At 48.4% G+C, this 21,849-nt stretch carries 15 protein-coding genes; 4 read left to right on the top strand and 11 right to left on the bottom strand.

Annotated elements, in window-relative coordinates; genetic code table 11:
• Nucleotides 1-31: 31 nt before the first annotated feature.
• Nucleotides 32-1,231, bottom strand: coding sequence for a S1C family serine protease (locus BBG47_RS19180; RefSeq protein WP_254659866.1), 1,200 nt, complete (start codon nucleotides 1,229-1,231; stop codon nucleotides 32-34).
• 193 nt (nucleotides 1,232-1,424) lie between these two features.
• Nucleotides 1,425-1,628 carry a DUF2759 family protein gene (locus BBG47_RS19175; protein WP_021257086.1) on the bottom strand — a complete coding sequence of 68 codons (204 nt, stop codon included), beginning with the start codon at nucleotides 1,626-1,628 and terminating at the stop codon, nucleotides 1,425-1,427.
• A 405-nt stretch (nucleotides 1,629-2,033) separates the two neighbouring features.
• On the opposite strand from BBG47_RS19175, the gene BBG47_RS19170 reads away from it, so the two are divergent.
• Entirely contained in the window at nucleotides 2,034-3,656 is a 1,623-nt protein-coding gene (locus BBG47_RS19170; RefSeq protein ID WP_065293036.1) for a nitrite/sulfite reductase, read from the top strand.
• 291 nt (nucleotides 3,657-3,947) lie between these two features.
• Here the strand turns inward: BBG47_RS19170 and BBG47_RS19165 are convergent, their stop codons facing one another.
• From BBG47_RS19165 to uvrB, 3 genes are all read right to left on the bottom strand, one after another.
• Entirely contained in the window at nucleotides 3,948-4,850 is a 903-nt protein-coding gene (locus BBG47_RS19165) for an HAD family hydrolase (protein WP_083189462.1), read from the bottom strand.
• 125 nt (nucleotides 4,851-4,975) lie between these two features.
• Nucleotides 4,976-7,852, bottom strand: coding sequence for an excinuclease ABC subunit UvrA (gene uvrA / locus BBG47_RS19160; protein ID WP_065293034.1), 2,877 nt, complete (start codon nucleotides 7,850-7,852; stop codon nucleotides 4,976-4,978).
• A gap of 68 nt (nucleotides 7,853-7,920) precedes the next feature.
• Nucleotides 7,921-9,918 (bottom strand): excinuclease ABC subunit UvrB, encoded by a 1,998-nt coding sequence (gene uvrB, locus BBG47_RS19155; protein WP_028533422.1) that lies wholly within the window; start codon nucleotides 9,916-9,918, stop codon nucleotides 7,921-7,923.
• A 495-nt stretch (nucleotides 9,919-10,413) separates the two neighbouring features.
• On the opposite strand from uvrB, the gene BBG47_RS19150 reads away from it, so the two are divergent.
• Complete coding sequence (locus BBG47_RS19150) at nucleotides 10,414-11,226, top strand: flagellar motor protein (protein WP_065293033.1); 813 nt, start codon at nucleotides 10,414-10,416, stop codon at nucleotides 11,224-11,226.
• The gene (locus tag BBG47_RS19145; RefSeq protein ID WP_065293032.1) at nucleotides 11,210-12,022 is read left to right on the top strand and encodes a flagellar motor protein MotB; all 813 of its coding nucleotides are present in this window, start codon (nucleotides 11,210-11,212) and stop codon (nucleotides 12,020-12,022) included. Before BBG47_RS19150 ends, BBG47_RS19145 begins: the two co-directional genes overlap by 17 nt.
• 331 nt (nucleotides 12,023-12,353) lie before the next feature.
• On the opposite strand, the gene BBG47_RS19140 is transcribed toward BBG47_RS19145, so the two are convergent.
• The 5 genes from BBG47_RS19140 to ftsE all read right to left on the bottom strand — a co-directional run bounded on the left by BBG47_RS19140 (nucleotide 12,354) and on the right by ftsE (nucleotide 18,435).
• Nucleotides 12,354-13,733, bottom strand: a complete 1,380-nt coding sequence (locus BBG47_RS19140) for a PDZ domain-containing protein (RefSeq protein ID WP_065293031.1) — start codon at nucleotides 13,731-13,733, stop codon at nucleotides 12,354-12,356.
• Nucleotides 13,734-14,016: 283 nt separating this feature from the next.
• Complete coding sequence (locus tag BBG47_RS19135) at nucleotides 14,017-15,453, bottom strand: S41 family peptidase (protein WP_065293030.1); 1,437 nt, start codon at nucleotides 15,451-15,453, stop codon at nucleotides 14,017-14,019.
• Between the two features lie 81 nt (nucleotides 15,454-15,534).
• On the bottom strand, nucleotides 15,535-16,782 hold the full coding sequence (locus BBG47_RS19130) for a murein hydrolase activator EnvC family protein (protein WP_083189461.1): 1,248 nt from the start codon (nucleotides 16,780-16,782) through the stop codon (nucleotides 15,535-15,537).
• Nucleotides 16,783-16,847: 65 nt separating this feature from the next.
• Nucleotides 16,848-17,759 carry a permease-like cell division protein FtsX gene (ftsX, locus tag BBG47_RS19125; RefSeq protein WP_065293029.1) on the bottom strand — a complete coding sequence of 304 codons (912 nt, stop codon included), beginning with the start codon at nucleotides 17,757-17,759 and terminating at the stop codon, nucleotides 16,848-16,850.
• On the bottom strand, nucleotides 17,749-18,435 hold the full coding sequence (gene ftsE / locus BBG47_RS19120; RefSeq protein WP_044353807.1) for a cell division ATP-binding protein FtsE: 687 nt from the start codon (nucleotides 18,433-18,435) through the stop codon (nucleotides 17,749-17,751). Before ftsE ends, ftsX begins: the two co-directional genes overlap by 11 nt.
• Before the next feature lie 349 nt (nucleotides 18,436-18,784).
• On the opposite strand from ftsE, the gene BBG47_RS19115 reads away from it, so the two are divergent.
• Nucleotides 18,785-20,212 carry a VanW family protein gene (locus tag BBG47_RS19115; protein WP_065293028.1) on the top strand — a complete coding sequence of 476 codons (1,428 nt, stop codon included), beginning with the start codon at nucleotides 18,785-18,787 and terminating at the stop codon, nucleotides 20,210-20,212.
• A gap of 286 nt (nucleotides 20,213-20,498) precedes the next feature.
• On the opposite strand, the gene BBG47_RS19110 is transcribed toward BBG47_RS19115, so the two are convergent.
• Nucleotides 20,499-21,674, bottom strand: coding sequence for a KamA family radical SAM protein (locus tag BBG47_RS19110; protein WP_065293027.1), 1,176 nt, complete (start codon nucleotides 21,672-21,674; stop codon nucleotides 20,499-20,501).
• Nucleotides 21,675-21,849: the final 175 nt, after the last annotated feature.

Genomic DNA, 21,849 nt, shown 5'->3' with positions numbered 1-21,849 from the left:
TTCTACTTCTACTTCTACTTCTACTTCTACGTTACTTATCAGCGTCTACTGACTTATCCTTAACAGCTGGCTTTACTGCTTCACTCAGCACTACCATCTTCGCAACAAGGTTCCCCTTCGACTGCATCGTCAGCTTTACTTGCTGCCCTGGCAAAAATGACTTCAGTGCCTCATGCACATCGACAAGGGTCTTTACCGGCTTACCGTTAATGGCATACAGCACATCGCCTTCCGTTATGCCTGCCTTCTTCGCCTGGGCGCTTACAACGTTCGTAACCTTGATTGGAACATCTGTCGGCAATCCAACATACGCAGCCCAGCTCTCTTCCAGTTCAACGCCAATCGAGGCCCGCTTCACCTTGCTATATTTGAAAAAGTGCTGCACAATCAGGTTTACCGTGTCAGACGGTATCGCAAATCCCATGTTCTCAATCCCTACAGCAGCGAACTTCAACGTATTGATGCCAATCACTTCACCATGCATATTCACAAGTGGCCCCCCGCTATTGCCTGGGTTAATAGCCGCATCCGTCTGAATCAGCTTGTAACTTGAATCAACAGCCCTGTCGATACCGCTAATAATCCCGGAAGTCGCAGAATTGCGCAGGGTAAAAGACACCGGTGTTCCAAGTGCAACGACCCCTTCGCCCACCTTAAGTGTTGGGTTCGGACGCACAAATGTGGCAGGCTTCATGTTTTGTGCATTGATTTTAATCAGGGCAATATCACTTTCCTCATCAGCGAACCATTTGCTTACCGGATAGGATTTCCCTTCCGGCGTTACGACTACTGGCTTCTGCAGGGCCAAAATGACATGCGCATTCGTAACAATCCAGCCATCCTTGCGCACAACGACTCCCGTTCCGTGAGACAGCCAGTTGTCTGAATCATCTTCTGCATCGATCTGACGGCCAATAATCGATACAACGGATGGGCTTACCTTTTCCACAATAGTAGGAATATCATTAGGCTTGTACTGATAAGTATTCGACTTGCTATCATATGTACCTTTGCCGCCGGCTACCTTCTCAAGTGCCTCCGCTTCTACATATACCTTGTCCTTCACCTTCACAGCTCGAAATGACGCCTCAGCACCTGCCGCAGTTGGCAGAACAGATGCTCCAACCAGCAAGGAAACGATAAAAAGCACAACTCTGTTTCTTCCCATTCTTCTAGATAACTTCACTTCTGATACATGATTTGTATGTATTCTCTTCCCTTGCCCAACCATCCGGTTGCTCCTCCTCTTGCCCCCTATGAAATCAGGGCATTCCAATCTATGCTTCCATTCTCCTCCAACCTCAGATCATATGCAAGAAAAAAAAGACTCCTTGATGTTATCCACCAAGGAGTCTGTCTGTAGGACATGTATGTATCGCCTTATGTGATATGTGAAGATCAATTGTTCAAAGGCTTGATGGCGATTACCAACCCTGCACCATTACCCAATCCGCATATAAAAATACAAGCAAGCTCACAACGGCGAAGCCGAGCGCAAATAGGTTGCGAGGACGCTGCTTGACTTGGCGTAGAACTGCCCAGATCAAGAGTAAAGTAAACGCAATCATAAATAGATCAAAATGCTGATAGGTGCTTTCGCTCTGTTGTGCTGCTTCGGCCAAAAACATGGTGTGACCTCCCTCTACACGTTCATTATACTCATATGCATCTATGTTATATTTACCCAGCAAAAGAATCAAGGCAAATTTTTCATATTTAACAAGATTGTCACCAATATTTCATGATTTATCCCTTGTCATTGAAACCCTGCATGATAGATGTCATTGAGTGAGAGATTAGATGGACATGTTTTCGCCACATCATTCCGTACCTGTGCCTTTCACTTTACTTGGCTTAATTCTCCCGATGCCATTCATTCATAAGAGAAATTGAATGCATTCATCAGAAATTGTAATAGCACTTGTCTTCACCATGCATTGTCGCCTTGCTGGAAATATGTTACGATTACCTCACCTATAAAACATACTATTTATATCGGAATAAACAAGTTTAGAGGGAATGAGGGACTACCAATGGCTTATGATCCAATTTGGATGCAAGACCCTGTAAAGCTGAATAAGTTCGAGTTTGTCAAAATGGAGAAGGACGGTCTTGATGTCATTCGCGATATTATCGAGACGTATGCGCAGCAAGGCTATGAATCCATCCCCGAAGATGACAAAGGTCGTTTCAAGTGGGCCGGTGTCTATGAGCAGAAGCCGAAGGACGGACATTTCATGATGCGGATCCGCATCAATTCCGGTATTATGTCCGCCGCTCAAGCTCGAACGCTAGCCGATATCGCTGAGCTGTACGGCAGAAGCCTGATGGACGTAACGACACGCCAAGCGATTCAGTACCACTGGCTGAGAGTAGAGGACTTCCCCGATATCTTCAATCGCCTTGAACAGGTTGGACTCTATTCTTATGAGGCTTGCGGCGACTGCCCGCGTACGATTGTCGGCAACCCGCTTGCTGGCATTGATCCCGATGAATTAATGGATACAACCGATCTCGTAAATGAAGTAAATGATTTTTTCCTCTTGAATCGAGACTTTTCCAACTTGCCGCGCAAATACAAAATGTCGATTTCCGCCAACATCTATAACAATGCGCATGCTGAAATAAATGATTTAGCCTTCACCCCTGCCGTCAAAATCATTGATGATGAAGAAGTGATCGGCTTCCACGCCCATGTCGGAGGTGGATTGTCCGCCAAGCCGCACTTGGCGCAAAAGCTTGATATGTTCATACGCCCTGAGGAAGTGCTCAAGGTCGCCATCGGCGTAACGACACTATTCCGTGACAATGGATTCCGTGAGAAGCGCCATCATGCCCGTCTGAAGTTCCTTATCGCGGCTTGGGGTGTAGAGGCTTTCCAGAATCGCTTGGAGGAGCTCATTGGCAAGTTCCCTACTCGTGGTGAGGATAAAACCGTCGGCTGGCAAGCAGCTTACTTCGACGGCGTACATCCGCAGAAACAGAACGGCCTCTTCTATATTGGACTCAACGTGCCAATCGGCCGGCTGGATAGCCACGAGTTCCGCCAGCTGGCTGACGCAGCTGAACAATACGGTGACGGATTACTGCGGACAACGATGTCCCAGAACATTGTTCTGACTGGCATACCTGAATATCACATTGATGAGGTTCTTGCTCTACCCGTGCTGCAGCGCATTACACCACATCCTAAGCCATTCATGAGCCGGACGGTATCATGCACAGGCAACGAATTCTGCAACCTGGCGATCGTAGAAACGAAGGAACGCGCGAGGCGCGTAGCTGACTATTTGGATGAGCATATCACCGATCTGAATGAACAAATTCGCATTCACTTCATTGGCTGTCCGAACGCCTGCGGTCAGAAGCATGTCGCTGACATCGGCTTACAAGGCTCTCTCGTGAAGACGGAGCAAGGCATGGTCGATGCTTTCGATATCGCAGTCGGCGGCATACTCGGCCCGAATGCCCGTTTCAACACAACGTTGAAAGGGCGTGTAAAGGGCGACGACGTCCCATACGTCCTAGAACGGCTCCTTCGCTTCTATAAAGAGGAGCGCAAAGCGAATGAGACATTCCATCATTTCTTCCTCCGTGTCGGTGCAGACGCGTTCCAGCAGCGTCTGACCGAGATTCTAGCTGCTCCTATCGGCTAAGCCTAATGAGAGAGAATACATCCACCCCGCACCAGCCTCCCCTGTTATGAACAAGAGACCAACCTTAGCTAAGCGCTCTGGTTGGTCTCTTCATTTCACAGCATATGATTTTTTGTGAAAAGTTCCACATTAGTATATGATTTCGTCAAGCATGCACCATACTCTGCGATATACTGCAGCCTTCGTGCGATTAATTGCCTTAGCTAAACATGACTTGCCTAACATTACTCCTAACATTACTTAGCGTAACATGATTCAGCCTAACATGAGATGTAAGTTGCCTTATGCCTCTTATTCGTCCTTCAGTTGAATCTCCTCGTAAGAACGAATCATTACATCTGCGGATTCAGGAGCTGTCTCGAATTGATTCGCCTCATCAATGAAGATTTGAAGACTTGAGCCAGCAGCGTGTCCCATTTCCATATCCCCAACCGAATCTCCGATCACAGCTATCTCATGTGGTTCCAGTCCTATCTCTCGGCAGGCCAGCTCCACCATGTCCGGATAAGGCTTCCCTTGCGCTACACAATCATCGCCAACGACCGCATCGAAATAATGGCGGATTCCCATCTTCTCCAAATGCTGCTCAGATGGCCCCTTATCATCTGCTGTTACAACCGCCATCTTGAGTCCATGCTGACGGCAGAGTTCCAGAAACGGCACAACGCCTGTTACCGGAATAATATTAGCATGCTCCAGCAATTGCTCATTCGCCTGCTCAAACACCGCTGTTACCCGCTGCACAGCGCGGTTCCACGGCACTCCTTCTTTATAGAGCAAATAAGTCGCGATCGAAATCATTTGCGTCGGAGACCCCATCGCCAGCGGCCCTTGCCGATCATGCGAACGTATCGATCCATCTGGCTCGATGTGAACGCCTAAAATATATCCCGGATCTTCCGGCAAAGAGCCGCCTTCTTGCTTCAGCTCCTGTTGCAATCCTTTCATTACCGTCTCCGCCCACCAGCCCCATAGGCTAATGAACTGCAACAGCGTTCCATCCTTGTCGAACAAAATACCACGCACCTTCGTGCTGCAAGAACCTACTTGAAGCTGTACCATCTGCACCATCCTCTGCAAGATCATTATCGTTGCCCTACCATTTCGGCACACATAGCTCGGTCTCCTGCTGCGCTCCCTAACTGCTTCAACATTTCTGCCATATGGGATCGGGATGTTATAAGACAATTCCATTTGGCACGCATCCAAAACATATCTATAAACACATTCTGAAACACGAACACCAAAAAGCACGGTCGGCTGTTAATAGCCGTACCGTGCCTGTATCGTACATAAATGAAATTGAAATTACGCTGATTCTACACTTGCTGCGCTTCCCGATCCTTCTTCGTTAACTGCTTCGTACGGTCCGCATCGCGCTCCAAGATCGGCTTCAAGTACTTGCCTGTATAAGACGCAGGTACCGTGACGACTTGCTCCGGCGTTCCGTGTGCAACGATTGTTCCGCCGCCGCTGCCACCTTCTGGACCCAAGTCAATAATGTAGTCCGCTGTCTTAATGACATCCAGATTGTGCTCGATAACGAGCACCGATTCACCGGAATCGACAAGTCGATGCAGCACTTGCAGCAAGCGATCAATATCCGCAACATGGAGACCTGTAGTCGGCTCATCCAAAATGTAAATCGTCTTGCCAGTGCTCCGGCGATACAACTCAGCTGCCAGCTTCACGCGCTGCGCCTCACCGCCAGACAATGTTGTCGCAGGCTGTCCGAGTTTCATGTAGCCAAGGCCGACATCAAGCAATGTCTGAATCTTGCGATGGATACGAGGAACGTTCTGGAAGAACTCAACTGCATCCTCGATCGTCATTTCCAGCACATCTGCGATGTTTTTCCCTTTGTATTTCACTTCCAGCGTCTCACGATTGTAGCGCTTGCCCTTACATACCTCACAAGGTACATAGACGTCAGGCAGGAAGTGCATCTCAATCTTAATAATCCCGTCTCCACGACATGCTTCACAGCGTCCGCCCTTCACGTTGAAGCTGAAGCGTCCCTTCTTGTAGCCACGGATCTTCGCTTCATTCGTTGAAGAGAACAGGTCACGGATATCATCAAACACACCTGTATACGTGGCTGGATTCGAACGTGGCGTTCGTCCAATTGGGGATTGATCGATATCAATGACTTTATCGATATGCTCAAGTCCGCGAATTTCCTTGTGCTCACCTGGGCGTACCTTTGCCTTGTTCAAATCTCGCGCCAGCGTTTTGTACAAGATCTCGTTGACGAGTGTCGACTTGCCTGAGCCGGATACGCCAGTTACTGCGGTGAAGACGCCCAGTGGAATCTTTGCATGAACGCCGCGCAAATTGTTCTCCTTCGCACCGCGAACCTCCAGCCAGCGTCCATCCGTCTTGCGGCGTTCCTCAGGTACGGGGATAAACTTGCGACCGCTCAAATAAGCCCCGGTAAGCGAGTTCTTATCCTTCATAATTTGCTTCGGCGTGCCTTCAGCTACAACCATACCGCCATGGATACCAGCGCCAGGACCGATATCGATAATATAATCGGCTGCAAGCATCGTATCCTCGTCATGTTCAACGACGATAAGCGTATTCCCGAGGTTGCGCATATGCTCCAACGTCTGGATTAAGCGATCATTATCTCGCTGATGCAGACCGATACTAGGCTCGTCCAAAATGTACAGAACCCCCATCAAGCTAGAGCCAATCTGCGTCGCTAAACGAATGCGCTGCGCCTCTCCGCCAGATAGCGTTCCCGCTGCACGGTTCAAGGTCAAATACTCAAGCCCGACGTTCACAAGGAAGCCGAGACGCGAATTAATCTCCTTCAGAATGAGGTGCGCAATCAACTGCTCTTTCTCTGATAGCTCTAAGCCGCTAAAGAAACGCTGCGCTTCTCCGATAGAGAGCGAGGTGACATAGGCCATGTTCTCGCTGCCTACTGTAACCGCCAAGCTTTCCTTGCGCAGACGATGCCCTTTGCAGGAACCGCAAGGCTTCGCACTCATAAACCCTTCAATATATTCACGGATGCCCTCGGATGCCGTCTCACGGTAGCGGCGCTCCAGATTATGAACGATACCTTCAAACGGCACAAAGGCTTCCTTCTTATGACCGAAATCATTCTCATATCGGAAGCGAACCTTTTCACCGCCCGTACCATTCATCAATTTGGACATCTGTTCCTTGTCCAACTGTGATACCGGAACATCCGTAGAAATTCCATAATGCTCGCATACCGCAGCCAAGAACTGCGGATAGTAGTTCGACGTGCTGCCTGCCCATGCTTCAAAAGCGCCATCCTCAATCGTACGCTCACGATCCGGCACCAGCAGTTCAGGATCAACAATCATCTTCATACCGAGTCCATCACATTCCGGACAAGCACCAAATGGACTATTGAAGGAGAACATGCGGGGAGCAAGCTCATCGATACTGAAGCCGCATTCTGGACAAGCCAGATTCGAGCTGAACACCAACTCTTCCTCGCCGATAATATCCACAATCAGCTTGCCGTCTGACAACTTCAACGCTGTCTCAATCGAATCGGCAAGTCGTGATTGTACATCTTCCTTCACGACAATTCGGTCTACAACAACCTCGATATTGTGCTTGCGATTCTTCTCCAGCTCAATCGTCTCGGACACATCACGCAATTCTCCATCCACACGAACCCGTACGAAGCCTTGTTTTTGAATATCTGCAAATACCGTCTTATGCTCCCCTTTGCGTCCAGAAATGACTGGGGCTAGCAATTGCAGCTTCGTACGCTCTGGGTACGACATGATACGATCCACCATCTGTTCCACGGTTTGCGACGTAATCTCTATACCGTGCTCTGGACAATGTGGATGGCCGACACGTGCGAACAATAGACGCAAATAGTCGTAGATTTCCGTAACCGTACCAACCGTTGAACGCGGATTGCGGCTTGTCGTCTTCTGATCGATTGAGATGGCTGGAGATAGCCCGTCGATGGAATCGACATCCGGCTTCTCCATTTGCCCGAGAAATTGACGCGCATAAGCGGATAGGGACTCCACATACCGGCGCTGCCCTTCGGCGTAAATCGTATCGAAGGCTAATGACGATTTGCCCGAGCCGCTAAGACCCGTAAGTACAACGAACTTGTCGCGCGGGATCGTCACATCGATATTTTTCAAGTTGTGGGCACGCGCCCCTTTAATCACAATATGTTCACTAGCCAATGGATTACCCCTCCTGCTCGTTCAGGTTCACTCGAACCACGTACGGCATCTAAAATTACTGCTCTATATTAGTCCATCGCCTTCAATTCCAACAAAGCATCACGCAGTTCGGCTGCCCGTTCGAATTGGAGGTTCTTCGCGGCATCTTTCATCTCCGCTTCCAATCGCTGAATGACCGACTGACGATCCTTCTTCGACATCTTCTCGACGGACTTGCTGATATCGTACCCTTCCTTCGACTCCGCTGTCTTCGTCGCCTCGATCACATCGCGCACTTTCTTGCGGATTGTCTGCGGCGTAATGCCGTGTTCCTCATTGAACGCCATCTGAATCTTGCGGCGCCGTTCTGTTTCCGTGATGGCTTTATGCATCGAATCCGTCATTTTATCCCCGTACATGATGACACGACCTGATGCATTCCGCGCCGCACGCCCAATCGTCTGAATGAGGGAGCGTTCTGCACGCAGGAAGCCTTCCTTATCTGCATCCAAAATCGCAACCAGCGATACTTCCGGCAAGTCGAGTCCTTCACGAAGCAAGTTGATGCCGACAAGCACATCGTACACGCCCAGCCGCAAATCACGCAGCAGCATCATCCGTTCCAAGGTTTTAATATCAGAATGCAAATAACGCACCTTAATGCCGATTTCCTTCAAATAATCGGTTAAGTCCTCGGACATCTTCTTCGTTAACGTCGTCACAAGGACACGCTCGTCCTTATCCAAGCGAATGCGAATTTCTTCAATTAAGTCGTCAATTTGCCCCTTCGTAGGCCGTACTTCAATAATCGGATCCAGAAGACCCGTCGGACGAATAATTTGCTCTACCATCTTCGGGGTATGCTCAAGCTCGAACGGCCCTGGTGTCGCTGATACGAACACAGCCTGACCTACCTTCTGCTCGAATTCCTCAAACTTAAGCGGTCGATTATCCATCGCCGACGGCAAGCGGAATCCATGCTCAACAAGCACTTCCTTCCGCGCTCTGTCGCCGTTGTACATCGCACGTACCTGTGGGAGCGTAACATGAGACTCATCGACCACGACAAGGAAGTCGTCAGGGAAATAGTCAAGCAACGTATACGGTGTTGCACCGCGTTCACGGAATGTGAGCGGTCCGGAGTAGTTCTCGATCCCCGAACAGAAGCCCATCTCCTGCATCATCTCGATATCATAGCGTGTACGCTGCTCCAAACGCTGTGCTTCTAACAGCTTGCCCATACTGCGCAATTCTTCTAACCTTTCTTCCAATTCACGCTCTATATTGACAAGAGCCACCTTCATTGTCTCTTCTCGCGTTACGAAGTGAGACGCTGGGAAGATTGCGATATGTTCACGTTCACCAATAATTTCACCAGTCAGCACATCTATCTCAGTAATTCGCTCGATTTCATCACCGAAAAGCTCCACACGAACTGCGTTCTCACCGTTCGAGGCTGGGAAGATTTCAACAACATCGCCCCGCACGCGGAACGTGCCGCGTGTGAAGTTCATATCATTGCGTTGGTATTGAATGTCGACTAGCTTGCTAAGAATCGCGTTCCGCGGCTTCTCCATCCCCACTCGAAGCGACAATACGAGGTTGCCGTACTCCATCGGGGAACCCAAGCCATAGATGCACGATACACTCGCTACAATAATAACATCACGGCGTTCGAACAAGGAGCTGGTAGCAGAGTGACGAAGTTTGTCGATCTCTTCATTGATACTGGAATCCTTCTCAATATACGTATCAGAAGAAGGAATATAGGCTTCAGGCTGATAATAATCGTAGTAGCTGACGAAATAAGACACAGCATTATTCGGGAAGAATTCCTTGAATTCACTGCACAGTTGTGCAGCGAGTGTCTTATTGTGAGCAATAATTAACGTAGGACGATTCAACTGAGCTATCGTCTGGGCGATGGTGAAGGTCTTCCCTGTTCCTGTCGCTCCGAGCAGCGTCTGATACCGTTTCCCTTGATGAACGCCTTCAACCAATTGTTCAATCGCCTTAGGCTGATCTCCTTGAGGGGAGAACTCGGATACTAGCTCAAAAGGTCTGTCTTCCCTTTCAAAGTCCGTCACAACCTCACCACTTTCTACTTAATATCATGTACAATTTATATGATGAACTGTATCTATCAGAGCTCGGAACTGCATCATACAGCCGTACTCCGACCCGTACAGCAAAACGCTACTGTAATGAAAATAAATTCCTGCCTCATTCTCTGTTTATAGGCATTTCATCCTGCTTATTCGCGCAAAAAGCGATCGCTCTGGGACACTCTAGGACTCTTGGCTCAAAACTTTGGTACAGCTCCGCAAGCGCCCTCTTCCCCTAAACTTTACCCAATTTCCACCCGATAAACATATCAGGTACAGCACGGCGAAACAATGGGTTCGCTCAGGTCTGTTGCCATGATATAGTATGGATGCTGAAATCGTTGCAAAGAAGGATCCCGCATGAGGCGGACATCATCTTTACATATGAAAAATAAGAATGTTTGTTCCCTTTTCCATTATACTCTTTTCATCGATTGGATGCAAATGGGAAACACTGAACGGGAGAGAGGATTATCTATGGACAAAACAACTGTAATTGGCATTCTTGCCGGCTTAGCTGCACTCATCGGAGGCTTCCTGTGGGAAGGTGGACAAATGGGTGGCCTGTGGGAGAAAACAGCTGCACTCATCGTCTTCGGCGGAACGATTGCCGCTGTCGTCATCAGCTTCCCGGGCAATCGGCTGCGCAGTATCCCGAACGCACTTAAGATGGCGTTCGGCCGCAAATCAACAAACGCACAGCAATTAATCGACGACATCGTCGCTATGAGTACTGTCGCTCGCAGAGAAGGTGTCCTCGCCTTGGAGAACGATGCTCACAAGCATGAGAACGGATATTTGCGTGATGGCATCATGATGATTGTAGACGGAACTGATCCCGAGCTCGTGAAGCAGATGATGGAGCTGGAGATGGACGCCATCGAAGAAAAACATGAAGGCTATGCAAAAATATTTGAAGCAGCTGGCGGTTATGCGCCAACAATGGGGATTATCGGAACCGTTATGGGTCTTATCCACGTCCTCGGCAATTTGTCAGATCCGTCTTCGCTCGGACCATCCATTGCCGTTGCCTTCACAGCCACCCTATACGGGGTTGCAACCGCGAATATCATTTACTTGCCGATTGGGAGTAAAATTAAAGCGCGCAGCATGGAAGAATTACGTGTCATGGAAATGATCGAATATGGAATTTTAGCGGTACAAGCCGGCGAGAACCCGCAAATTATTCGCAAAAAACTCGGCTCATTCCTGCTCGCCGAAGACTCCTTCGAACCGCTCAAGTTGGTTCCAGAAGCAAAGCGGGGGATGATCCATGAGACGCAGAAATAGAAAATCAGGAGCACGCGCTGAGAATCACGAGCGCTGGCTCATTACGTACGCGGATCTCATCACCCTGCTCATGATCTTCTTCGTCGTCATGTATGCCATGAGTAAGATTGATGTGGATAAATATGAGTCTCTGTCTGAAACACTGCAGGTATCCTTCCGCAATACGGATACGTCCTTAAAGGGCTCCACCATTCTGGATGGATCCTATGCGAAGCCAGGACAAACAGGAGACAAACAAACCAAACAAGACGGAGCCGACGGCAAGGATAAGGAAGAAAAAGCCGTTGCAATAGGTACAATTACGAACAAGGATCTGGCCTTCCGCAAGCAAGAGGCAGAGCTGAAAAACTTCATGGGTGTCATCCAGCAGTATATCGATGAGAACAAACTGGGCAGCCAAATTACCGTATCTGATACACCAAAAGGAATCGCCATCCGAATGAGCGATCGACTGCTGTTTGATTTGAGTCGTGCAGAATTGAAGGATGATGCACTCCCTCCACTGAAGAAGCTTGCTACCTTACTTCCGAAGCTGAGTACATCCATCAGCATTGAGGGACATACGGACAACTTACCGTTCGCCCAAGGCGGCCGCTATAAGGATAACTGGGAGCTATCCGCTGCACGAGCCCTATCCGTTCTTCGTTACTTCGTAGATGATAACAAGCTCGATGCCGCACAATTCCAAATTGCCGGCTATGGCGAAACTCGTCCACTTGTGGATAACGACACAGAACAACATCGTCAACAAAATCGACGCGTAGAAATCATTGTTCTGCGGAAAATGGTGCAATAGACGTTCGTTAGCTGATTCATGCGCATGGTTATCCAACAGTTATTCACAGGATAAACCGTACTTATCCACGTTATTCACGGACTTATCTACAGAATGTTAACAACTTGTCGACAAAATCATATATTTCAATCCTATTATCCACAATCCAAAAAATTAGATATATTTGAGTTCAAAAACAAAGGGATTAATCAGAGCAGCTGCACAACTGACTCTGATTAATCCCTTTTTGTTATATGCTTATTCCTGATTCACGTATACAAATCCCACTCAGTCCGCTGTATATCCCCAAGAACAATTGAGTAGATTAGATTCCCGAAAATTTTTATCCTTACTATGCTCGATTATCCACATCTGTAGGCATTGATGCATTCGACGTCTTCGCAGCCTCACCCATGTTGTCTGCAGACTGCACATCGCTCTCTGCTTGCTCGCGCAGCTTACGCTTTGCTCCGCGCTTGGAACGGATCCAAGGCACTAACAAGTATGAAAATAATGAAGGAGCCCGTGTAACTGCTACATATTCAACCCGATCATCGGGAGCAAGCAGCACGCCCAACTGATGGTGCTCACCAGCATAAATAGCCCGCTGCAAGAAACGAACCTCGCCTGATAAGTTATTCACTTCCAGCTTACAGAACGCGGAATTCATACGGAGTGCCTGATGCAGCTCCGCCTTCGTCCTTACCTTCACACCGTTCACCTTCACAATCACTTCACCTTGCATAATACCAAGCTCCGCTGCAGGACTGTTCGGCAGGACAGCCAAAATGCGGAGTCCACCAGCATCTTGGGTGAACACCGGACTATGTTCCGCTTCTTCTCTACGACTCAACCAGATTAAGCCCTCATGCATGCCGATGGCTGCAATTGCAGCCACAGGCACAAGCGGCGCCCACCAAGCAGCAGCTAATGAAATCGCAAGCAGCAGTGCCGCATACGCGAACAAACGCGTACTGCTTAGCGTTGCTTTCTGCTGAGGAAGCTTCGTAAATGTCAGCTCGGAGAAGCCAATCACGATCGGAAACGCAATGAGCGACCAGCCATGCTGCCACAGTTCTCCACCGAACAGCGGCGTCCAAGGCAAAGCTGCTCCCTCATCCGCTGGAAAGAGTAGAAGCAGCGGAACTGGCCACATGCTCTGCATGCGATAGGCACCAACGACGCGTCCACGCTTGCTCTCCATGAACATCGGTCCAGCCATACGAGCTGCCTGCTTGCGAATAAGGACAGCCTCAGCCGCATGCAGCAGTGCGACAAGCACCAGCAGCCCAGCAGCGTCCATCCCACGCACCGAAGCAACGGTATCCCCTAGCCATCCATCTGGATTCCATGCTGTCACCCATGTATTTAATACAAATTGTATAATGGCAAGCAAGCCTGCCGCATAAGCAAGACACAGAAATCGAACACGGATAAGCAACAGCACGAGAGCAATGATCCACAGCAGCACGATTACTTCCCGTGTTAGAGACACGCCGAGCCCAATTGCAGCAAACGTTACGAGGATGCCTGAAATCAAGCCACCGAGCCATGCATGCCAGGTATGGGTGATCCAGCTGTGCATTTTCACCGCGAACAGTCTTCGCTCCAGGATCACTTGCCTGCGATAATGCATGGCAATGAGTAGAATGGACAGCCAATAAAACGGCGAGATCAGCCATTGCAATACAGCCTCGCCTACCCGAATACTGATATCCACCAGCAGGTTCACATGATTCGCCCCTCTCCACCACCAATTAGACTACGTACTCTATCTATGCTGAACACGTACCCTCTAGGCTGCCCGCCTGCAGCCATTCTTGTCTTCAAGCTTACTAACCATCTTGCCTTCAAACCAAATACCTACTTTCTATAACCCTTTATAACCTTAATGGAGACGAACTTTAAACGAAATACTTACTCACGTATCCATTTACCCGAAAACCCATTCTTGCAATCAAAAGCAAAAGAAGGCCGAAGCCGAAGCTTACGACCTTCTTTATATTCGACAGCATTTAGCGGATTTCCTTCTTCAGTACATCAACCGCCTTATGCAGCTGTGCATCGTTCTTCGGATCCCGCATCGCCTTAACAATCGCCTGCTCAAGCTGTTCTCCCGTCTTCGCGTCAACCTTGCCCGTGACTGTCAGCTTGGATGCTTGCTGGAACTCCTTAACGGCAGCCTCTGTCTCTTTGGAGAAATAGCCATCCTTACGGCCTGGCTTGTAACCAAGTCCATCAAGCATAATCTGAACATTCTTGACATTCGCATCGTTCATATCAAATGCGAGCGTCTTATCCTTCGGAACAGGAGCGGCATAATAGAAGTCAGGCTGCTGAATCGCAACATCCGGCTCAATGCCTTTCTGATGAATCCAATTGCCTTGCGGCGTTAACCACTTCGCAATTGTAATCTTGATCAGACCGCCATCTCCAGAATTATAGCTCGTCTGCACTGTTCCCTTGCCGAATGTATGCTCACCGATGAGTTTCGCTCCAGCAGATTCCTTCAACGCGCTTGCCATAATTTCAGAAGCACTGGCGCTGCCCTTATTCGTCAGCATAGTGACTGGATATGGCTTCAGCTTCGCAGTCCCCTTAGACAAGTAGCTGCTGCGCTCTTTGTTCCGATCCTCCACTTGAACAATGGACTTGCCTTCTGGAACGAACAGCTCTGTCATCTTCTGCACAATATCGAGCACCCCGCCCGGATTGTTACGCACATCGATAACAAGCCCCTTCATTCCCTGCTTCTCCAGCTTCTCAAGCTCTTCCTTGAAGCGATCGAACGTATTCAATGAGAATTGACGAATCTCAATATAACCAATACTTCCATCCAGCATCTTCGGATATACAGTCTCCATATCTACTTCATCTCGCACAACGACGAGCTCAAGTGGAACTGTTTGCCCTGCCCGCTTGATAAGTATTTTAGCCTTCGTACCCTTCGGGCCGCGGATTTTCGCTACTGCCTCGTTTAGATTTTTGCCCTCCAGACTCTCGCCATTTACGGAAATCAGCACGTCCTTCGGCTTGACGCCGGCCTTCTCAGCAGGTGATCCCTTAATCGGCGATACTACCGTCACTTCGCCGTTCTCCATCGTCACTTCCGCGCCAATCCCAGTAAAAGCACCTTCAATGCTATGATTGAATTGCTCCGCTTCCTCTTTCTCCATAAAGGAGGAGTAAGGATCATTAAGCGCGGCGATCATGCCATGAACAGCGCCATTTACAATCTTGTTGCGCTCAACGGCGGTAACGTATTTATTCTCGATAATGCCTAACGCCGAGTTCAGCTTCTGCATCTCGCTCGCTGATAAACCATTGCCTGTCGATGCAGCTTGTCCACCACTCGCAAATATCGGCAAGTCCATCACTGTAAACGTTAAAGCACTGCCTGTCAGCATAGCCGCTCCGACGAGCAGAGCAACGGTCCGCCCTTTGAATGACATAGAATCACCGCCTTTGTCTTCCCTATGTTCCTACGCTTACTTAGTCAACATTCATCTTAGTATATGTCGAAACTGCCATTTTTATTTCAAATAAGGTTCTGGATCAACCCGTTCTCCATCCACGCGAACTTCAAAGTGGAGGTGGTTGCCTGTTGCCCGGCCTGTTGCTCCTACCTCTGCAATCTTGTCGCCACGTGAAACTTGGTCACCCTTCGATACTTTAATTCCACCGTTGCGGATATGTCCATACAGGGACCAAACGCCATTTCCATGATCGATGACTACACAGTTCCCGTATCCAGACCACCATTCAGCAATAAGAACTGTACCTGATTCAGCAGCATAGATATCTGTACCTCCCGGCGTGGCCATATCGAGACCGCTATGGAACGCTCCTTGTTTCCCAGTAATCGGATCCGTGCGCGAACCGAATCGTGAAGAAATATAATAATCGTCATGAAGAGGAACCGCAAATTTGCCGCCCGCGTACGCTGAGTTCGACGAATTCGAATTGATTCTTGGCTTCTTCGGCTTTGGCTTCTCCTTCGGCTTCATCAGCTCATTCTTCTTACGGAGCAGCTCGGCACGCTTTTTCGCAAATTCAATGAGCAGTCTGTCCTGTTCCTCACTCGCGTCGTCTGACTCGTCAATTTGCTTGTTATAGCTTGCAATCATGACTTCTTTTTCTTTTTCCTTCAGCATTAAGTCCTTCTTCGCATTATCGAGCTTCGCATACAGCAATTTTACTTGCTTCAGGTTCGTCTCGATCTCCTGCTTCTTCTGGACTACGAGCTGCTTGTCACGCTTATGCTCCGCCAATATTTCCTTATCCTGTTCAGCAATCGATTGCAGCGAATCGAACCGATCCAGGAAATCAGAGAAGCTTGTCGCACTAAACAATACATCTATGTAGGACACGACACCGTTCGTATACATCAATCGCACACGCGTATCGAGCAAATCCTCACGTTCATCAATTCGTTTGTTGACCTTCTGCAGTTCATCTGCTGACTCAGCCAAATTCAATTCTGTTTCATCTATTTGATGAGCGACATTCGCCATCTCATTAGCTTTCTTATCAATCTCAGACAGAAGATAGTCCATATCCTTCTGCGTCTTCCCAAGCAGCTTCGTTGCTTCGGCCTTCGTGGACTTCGCTTCTTGCTGCTTATTCTCCGCTTGACGCATCTCGGTCTGAAGCTGCTTCAATTGCTGATTGACCTTGTCCAACTCAGATGCTTGTCCCGTTGAAGGCGGCGCCATCGAGAAGAGAATTGCAAAGCTTGCGATTAACATAACCCACTTCTTCAATCCAGTACTCCGTTTCAATCCGGTTCCTCCTGACTTCCCCGATTTGGGCCTATCGTTCACACGCTGCATTTCGTTGGTGCTATCTATACTTTCAAAAATTTACGAATGGAAATCGTACTTCCCCATGTGCCAATCAAAATGCCTAGTCCCACTAGAGTGCTGCCAACAAGCAGCCATGCATCCTGCAGTGGAATAAGCTTGACCATCTGCAAGCCCAGCTCAAAATTCGTCACGAGCTGCTGATATCCGTAAAATAGCAGTCCAACTGTAATTAGTGACCCTACAATGCCAAGGAGAGCCCCTTCGACGAAGAACGGTCCTCGAATGAAGGAATTGGTTGCCCCAACAAGCTTCATAATGCTAAGCTCGCGCTGACGAGCCATAATCGTAACTTTAATCGTATTCGAAATAAGGAACATCGCTGTCACGGCTAGGCCGGCTACAATAAAAAGGCCGAAGTTGCGTACGGTTGCCGTTACCTTCAGCAAGGTATCGACCGTTCCTTTCCCGTAATTGACCTTCCACAGCGGCTTCGCGCTATTCGTATCATTAATGGCACTAATCTTCTTCGCGACCATGCCAATCATTGCTGGATCGTATACCTCAACCGTGAAGGAATCCGGAAGCGGATTCGTATCCTTCGTATACCCGTTAAGCAGTTCCTTGCCGTCCTCACCCAAGTTCTTCTCCAGCAGCTTCATGCCCTCTTCCTTGGAGATCGGGATAACCTTGCTTACCTCTGACATATTGCCGATATCTGTAGCAACTAGTTCCTTCTGCTCTTGTGTTGCATCAAGCTTCATATAAACTCGAATTTGAACCTTGTTATCAATTTGCTTCGTCATCTCGTTTACATTCAAGGACAATAACATGAACACACCTAATATAAACAACGAGATCACTATCGTACTAATCGATGCGAAAGACATCCATCCATTGCGGAAAATACTCTTGCTTCCTTCTCTGACATGGCGGGAAAGTGAATTAAAAATCATAGCCGTATTCCCCCCGTGCCTCGTCACGAACAATAAGTCCCTGCTCGATCGCAATAACCCGCTTGCGCATCGAGTTGACGATATCCTTGTTATGAGTAGCCATGACAATCGTCGTGCCGCGGAAATTAATTTCCTCAAGCAGCTTCATAATTCCCCATGATGTCTCTGGATCGAGGTTCCCCGTTGGCTCGTCAGCTACAATCACGGATGGATTATTCACGATTGCCCTTGCAATCGCGATTCGCTGCTGTTCTCCCCCAGACAGCTGTGCCGGCAGGCTGTTCATCTTATGCTTTAATCCAACCAGTTCCAGCACCTCAGGCACGCGGCGCTTAATGACCTTCTTCGGCGCTTCGATAACTTCCATCGCGAAGGCAACATTCTCATAAGCAGTCAGCTTCGGCAAAAGCCGGAAGTCCTGGAACACGACACCGATATTGCGCCGAACGAACGGAATCTTGCGCTGCTTCAGCTTGCCGATATTGAATCCACTTACGAAAATTTGCCCCTTTGTAGGCACTTCTTCTCTATAGATCAATTTCATGAATGTCGATTTACCCGCTCCCGACGGACCAACCAAATAGACGAATTCATCCTTATCGATTTGGACGGATATGCCGCGCAATGCGTGAGAGCCGTCTTGATACGTTTTCCATACATCTTGCATTTCTATCAAATGATCACACCCTAAGTTTAAAAGATCAGCTAATATACATTCGACATAAGTGCTCTAAATCCTTTAAAAGAAAGGAAATTTCAACATCTTTTTACGCATAGCACCACATTCAGCTATCATTCAGCGTTCTATAGCAGCTAACGCCGTCGGAAGCAGTCCCGCCCTTGCTGTAGTCCTCCCCTCCAACCAGCTAACGCAATTGTTCCCGTGTTCTCTACACTCATCAAGTCAAGTTTACTATGCAAGTCGCATATAGTATGAAAATGAATAAATCAAATCTTCTCGTCCTAAGGCTTCCTTCAAGCAAGGACGCTCTTCTTCATTTTTTCATAAGCAGGAGGCTATTGCAGTGAAAAAAATCCATGCACTATTTATAACCGTTGCCTCGCTCTTGTTGGTAGGTACTGCGATATGGGGCTTGGCTCACAGCTATGCATCACAGCCAACAATCCCTCCCAACGTACATCTGTCCACCTGGAATATCGGCTCTCAATCCATGGACGCCTTCCGCGAGCAATTAAAAGCAAAAATTGAGCAGTTGGAGCAAACGCCATTCGAATTCTCCTTCGACGGCACAAACGTTGAACCAGTCAAAACTACACTTGCTGATCTCGGCGTTACATATGATGCTGAGCCTATTTTACGCGCACTCGACAAGATGAAGGAAGGCTCTCTCTGGGAACGAATTCAAGCACGCTACTATTTCCCGACATCGTGGACACTTCAATTCCGCTGGAATAAGGACGTGTGGGCGAAGCGCTTGACTCCAGACTGGGAGGAAAAGACATTCAGCAAGCCCGTAAATGCACAGCGGGAAATTACAAAAGACGACACCGTTCGCTATACACCTGAAAAAACAGTCCTTCGCATCGACCGATTACAGCTGGAACAACTCATCCGCACCTCCATCCCCCACACGTGGAACGAAGGGCAATCCATTGCTCTACAGGTACCACTACAAAAAACAGCCCCACCAGTCACGATAGCATCGCTGAAAGCGGAGGGAATTGAACGAAAGATTATTGAGTTCTCAACCAGCTTCGTGCAAGCCAGCGACGGCCGCACCCATAATGTCAACGCAGCTGCCCAGACCATTCATGACATGGAGCTGAAGCCTGGTGAGGTTTTCGACTATGATAAAGTCATTGCTGAAACGGAAAAGAAATACGGCTTCAAGGAAGCTCCCGTCATCTTCAACGGCAAGCTTGTGCCCGGCATTGGCGGAGGCATTTGCCAAGTATCGAGCACCTTATACAATGCAGTACTTCGCACTGGTCTGGAAATCGTCGAGCGACGCAATCATTCATTACCTGTCTCTTATTTACCAATTGGGTTAGATGCCACCTTCTCTCAGGGCTATATTAATTTCCGCTTCAAAAACACAACCGGCAAGCATCTTATTATTCGAACTGCTGCTGAGAACGATCGGCTCATTATTAAATTTTTCGGCACAATGGATAAGGATGTATCCTATCGGATGGAGACCAAGACCTTGAAGGTACTGGAACCAACGATTAAATATGTGAAAAATCCAAATCTCCCTATCGGCAGCCATGAGACGATCCAGAAGGGGAAACAGGGCTATACGGTAGAGTCCTACCGGATCAAGCTCGTTAACGGCAAAGAGGTCGAACGCAAAAAAATGTTTGTGGATACGTATAGACCACAGCCGACACTTATAGCGGTCAATACAGGCGGATCGGATCAGTCTTCTTCGAAGAAGGATCAAAGCCCGATTTTAGAGGATGGTGTCAACGGGCCGGTATTCAACGATTAGCTAACTGGGGAAATATGCTGAGGTTCAATAGTAAGAGCCCTCCTTCAGCCATTGATGAGGAGGGCTCTTATTCGTGTAAGCATAAAACTATATTGCGGCAAACCAATGATGGACGTAAATCAATCACCATCTATGCAAAATTAGAAAATGCGGTGAGGCATCGGCCAAGCGCCACGTCCTCCTATAGAATGAAGTTGGATCCGGATGCAAGGCGAGATCATTCAATCTACGCCGCCATACCCAGCATTGAAAGGAGTTTCTCCCTTTCGAGGTACAGAACATTGCATTACGCATCCCGCTTCGTTCGCTGCTGCGGCATATCTGTAAGCTGATTGACCGATACGATGTCATGCCGTTTTTTGCGTGGTGGTGTCCAAAACTGTTCATTTCCTGGCAAATCATCGAACCAAGCAGCTTCATCGGGACAATCAAGCTCCATGAACGCTCCATAATTGCCCTCTCTTGATTGATGATACTTTAGAAAAGCCTTTCCGTTCTCAATCGCCAAAATTTCAATTTTGCCTGATGTATGACTCATGGATAGCCTGACCCGCTTACCAAGACCTGAGGTCTTCGCCTTGGCTGCTTCAACGAGTTGGTACGCCTCCTTTAATGGGAGGACGAATTCACTATTGCCAGCAACCGGCCGGTTAATAAAGAAATAATACGGGGTTACCCCAGCCCATGACAGCTTATCTAGCAGTTCTCCGAGTACATCCGCATCATCATTAATCCCCCGCAATACCGGCGTCTGATTGACTACGATAGCTCCAGCTTCGTGCAGTGCTTGGAATCCGCGCTTCGCTTCTTCTGTAATTTCTCGTGGATGATTAATATGGGCCATCACATAAATCCGGTGGTCAGGTGTTGAAAATTCACGAATCGTCTCCAGCAATAACTCATCTTCATAAATCCGCATCGGATTGAAAACGGGCAGCTTGGATCCCAATCGAATAATCTTAACATGAGGGATATCGCGCAGACGTTGTAAAATCATGCGCAGCTTCGGGGTGGCTAGAATCAGACTGTCTCCGCCGGTAAGCAGGACATTGTTAATCTCGGGATGTTCGGCAATGTAAGTGAGTCCGGGATTCACATCGGACATCGCTTCTTTGACATCGTTGCGGAATAGTCGCTTGCGGAAGCAGTATCGGCAATAGGCGCCGCATACTTCCGATACAATTAATAGTGCGGTAGATGAATACTTGTGCTGGCAGCCAGGAACTACGTAGTTCGTGTCCTCGTCTGAGGCGTCCCATCGTCCATACTCTTTCAGTTCCCCGGTATTCGGGATAACAAGCTTCCGAATCGGGTCATTGGGGTCGTTCCAATCAATGAGGTTCAAATAATAATCGTTGACGCGGAATACAAATTTCTCGGTAATCTGCTTGAGCCGTTTCCTTTCCGTCTCGGGCAACTGTGTGACCTTGTCGATATCGGTGACGTACTTCGGCTGAGGCATTAGCATTCCTCCTTATGAAGTTTGATCGTGCATATGCACATTGTTAATTATACACATATTTACATATTCAGGCAATGGAAGGGGTGAAGCCTACGAAGCGAAACCTCCCTTCAAATGCAAAAAAGCACAAGCGCGTCAGCGCCTCACAGGACGCTATTAACGCGCAGTGCTCATC

The sequence above is a fragment of the Paenibacillus sp. KS1 genome, from assembly GCF_001680695.1.
GTDB classification, from domain to species: domain Bacteria; phylum Bacillota; class Bacilli; order Paenibacillales; family Paenibacillaceae; genus Paenibacillus_B; species Paenibacillus_B suaedae.
This window is presented reverse-complemented; position numbering and strand designations above follow the sequence as displayed.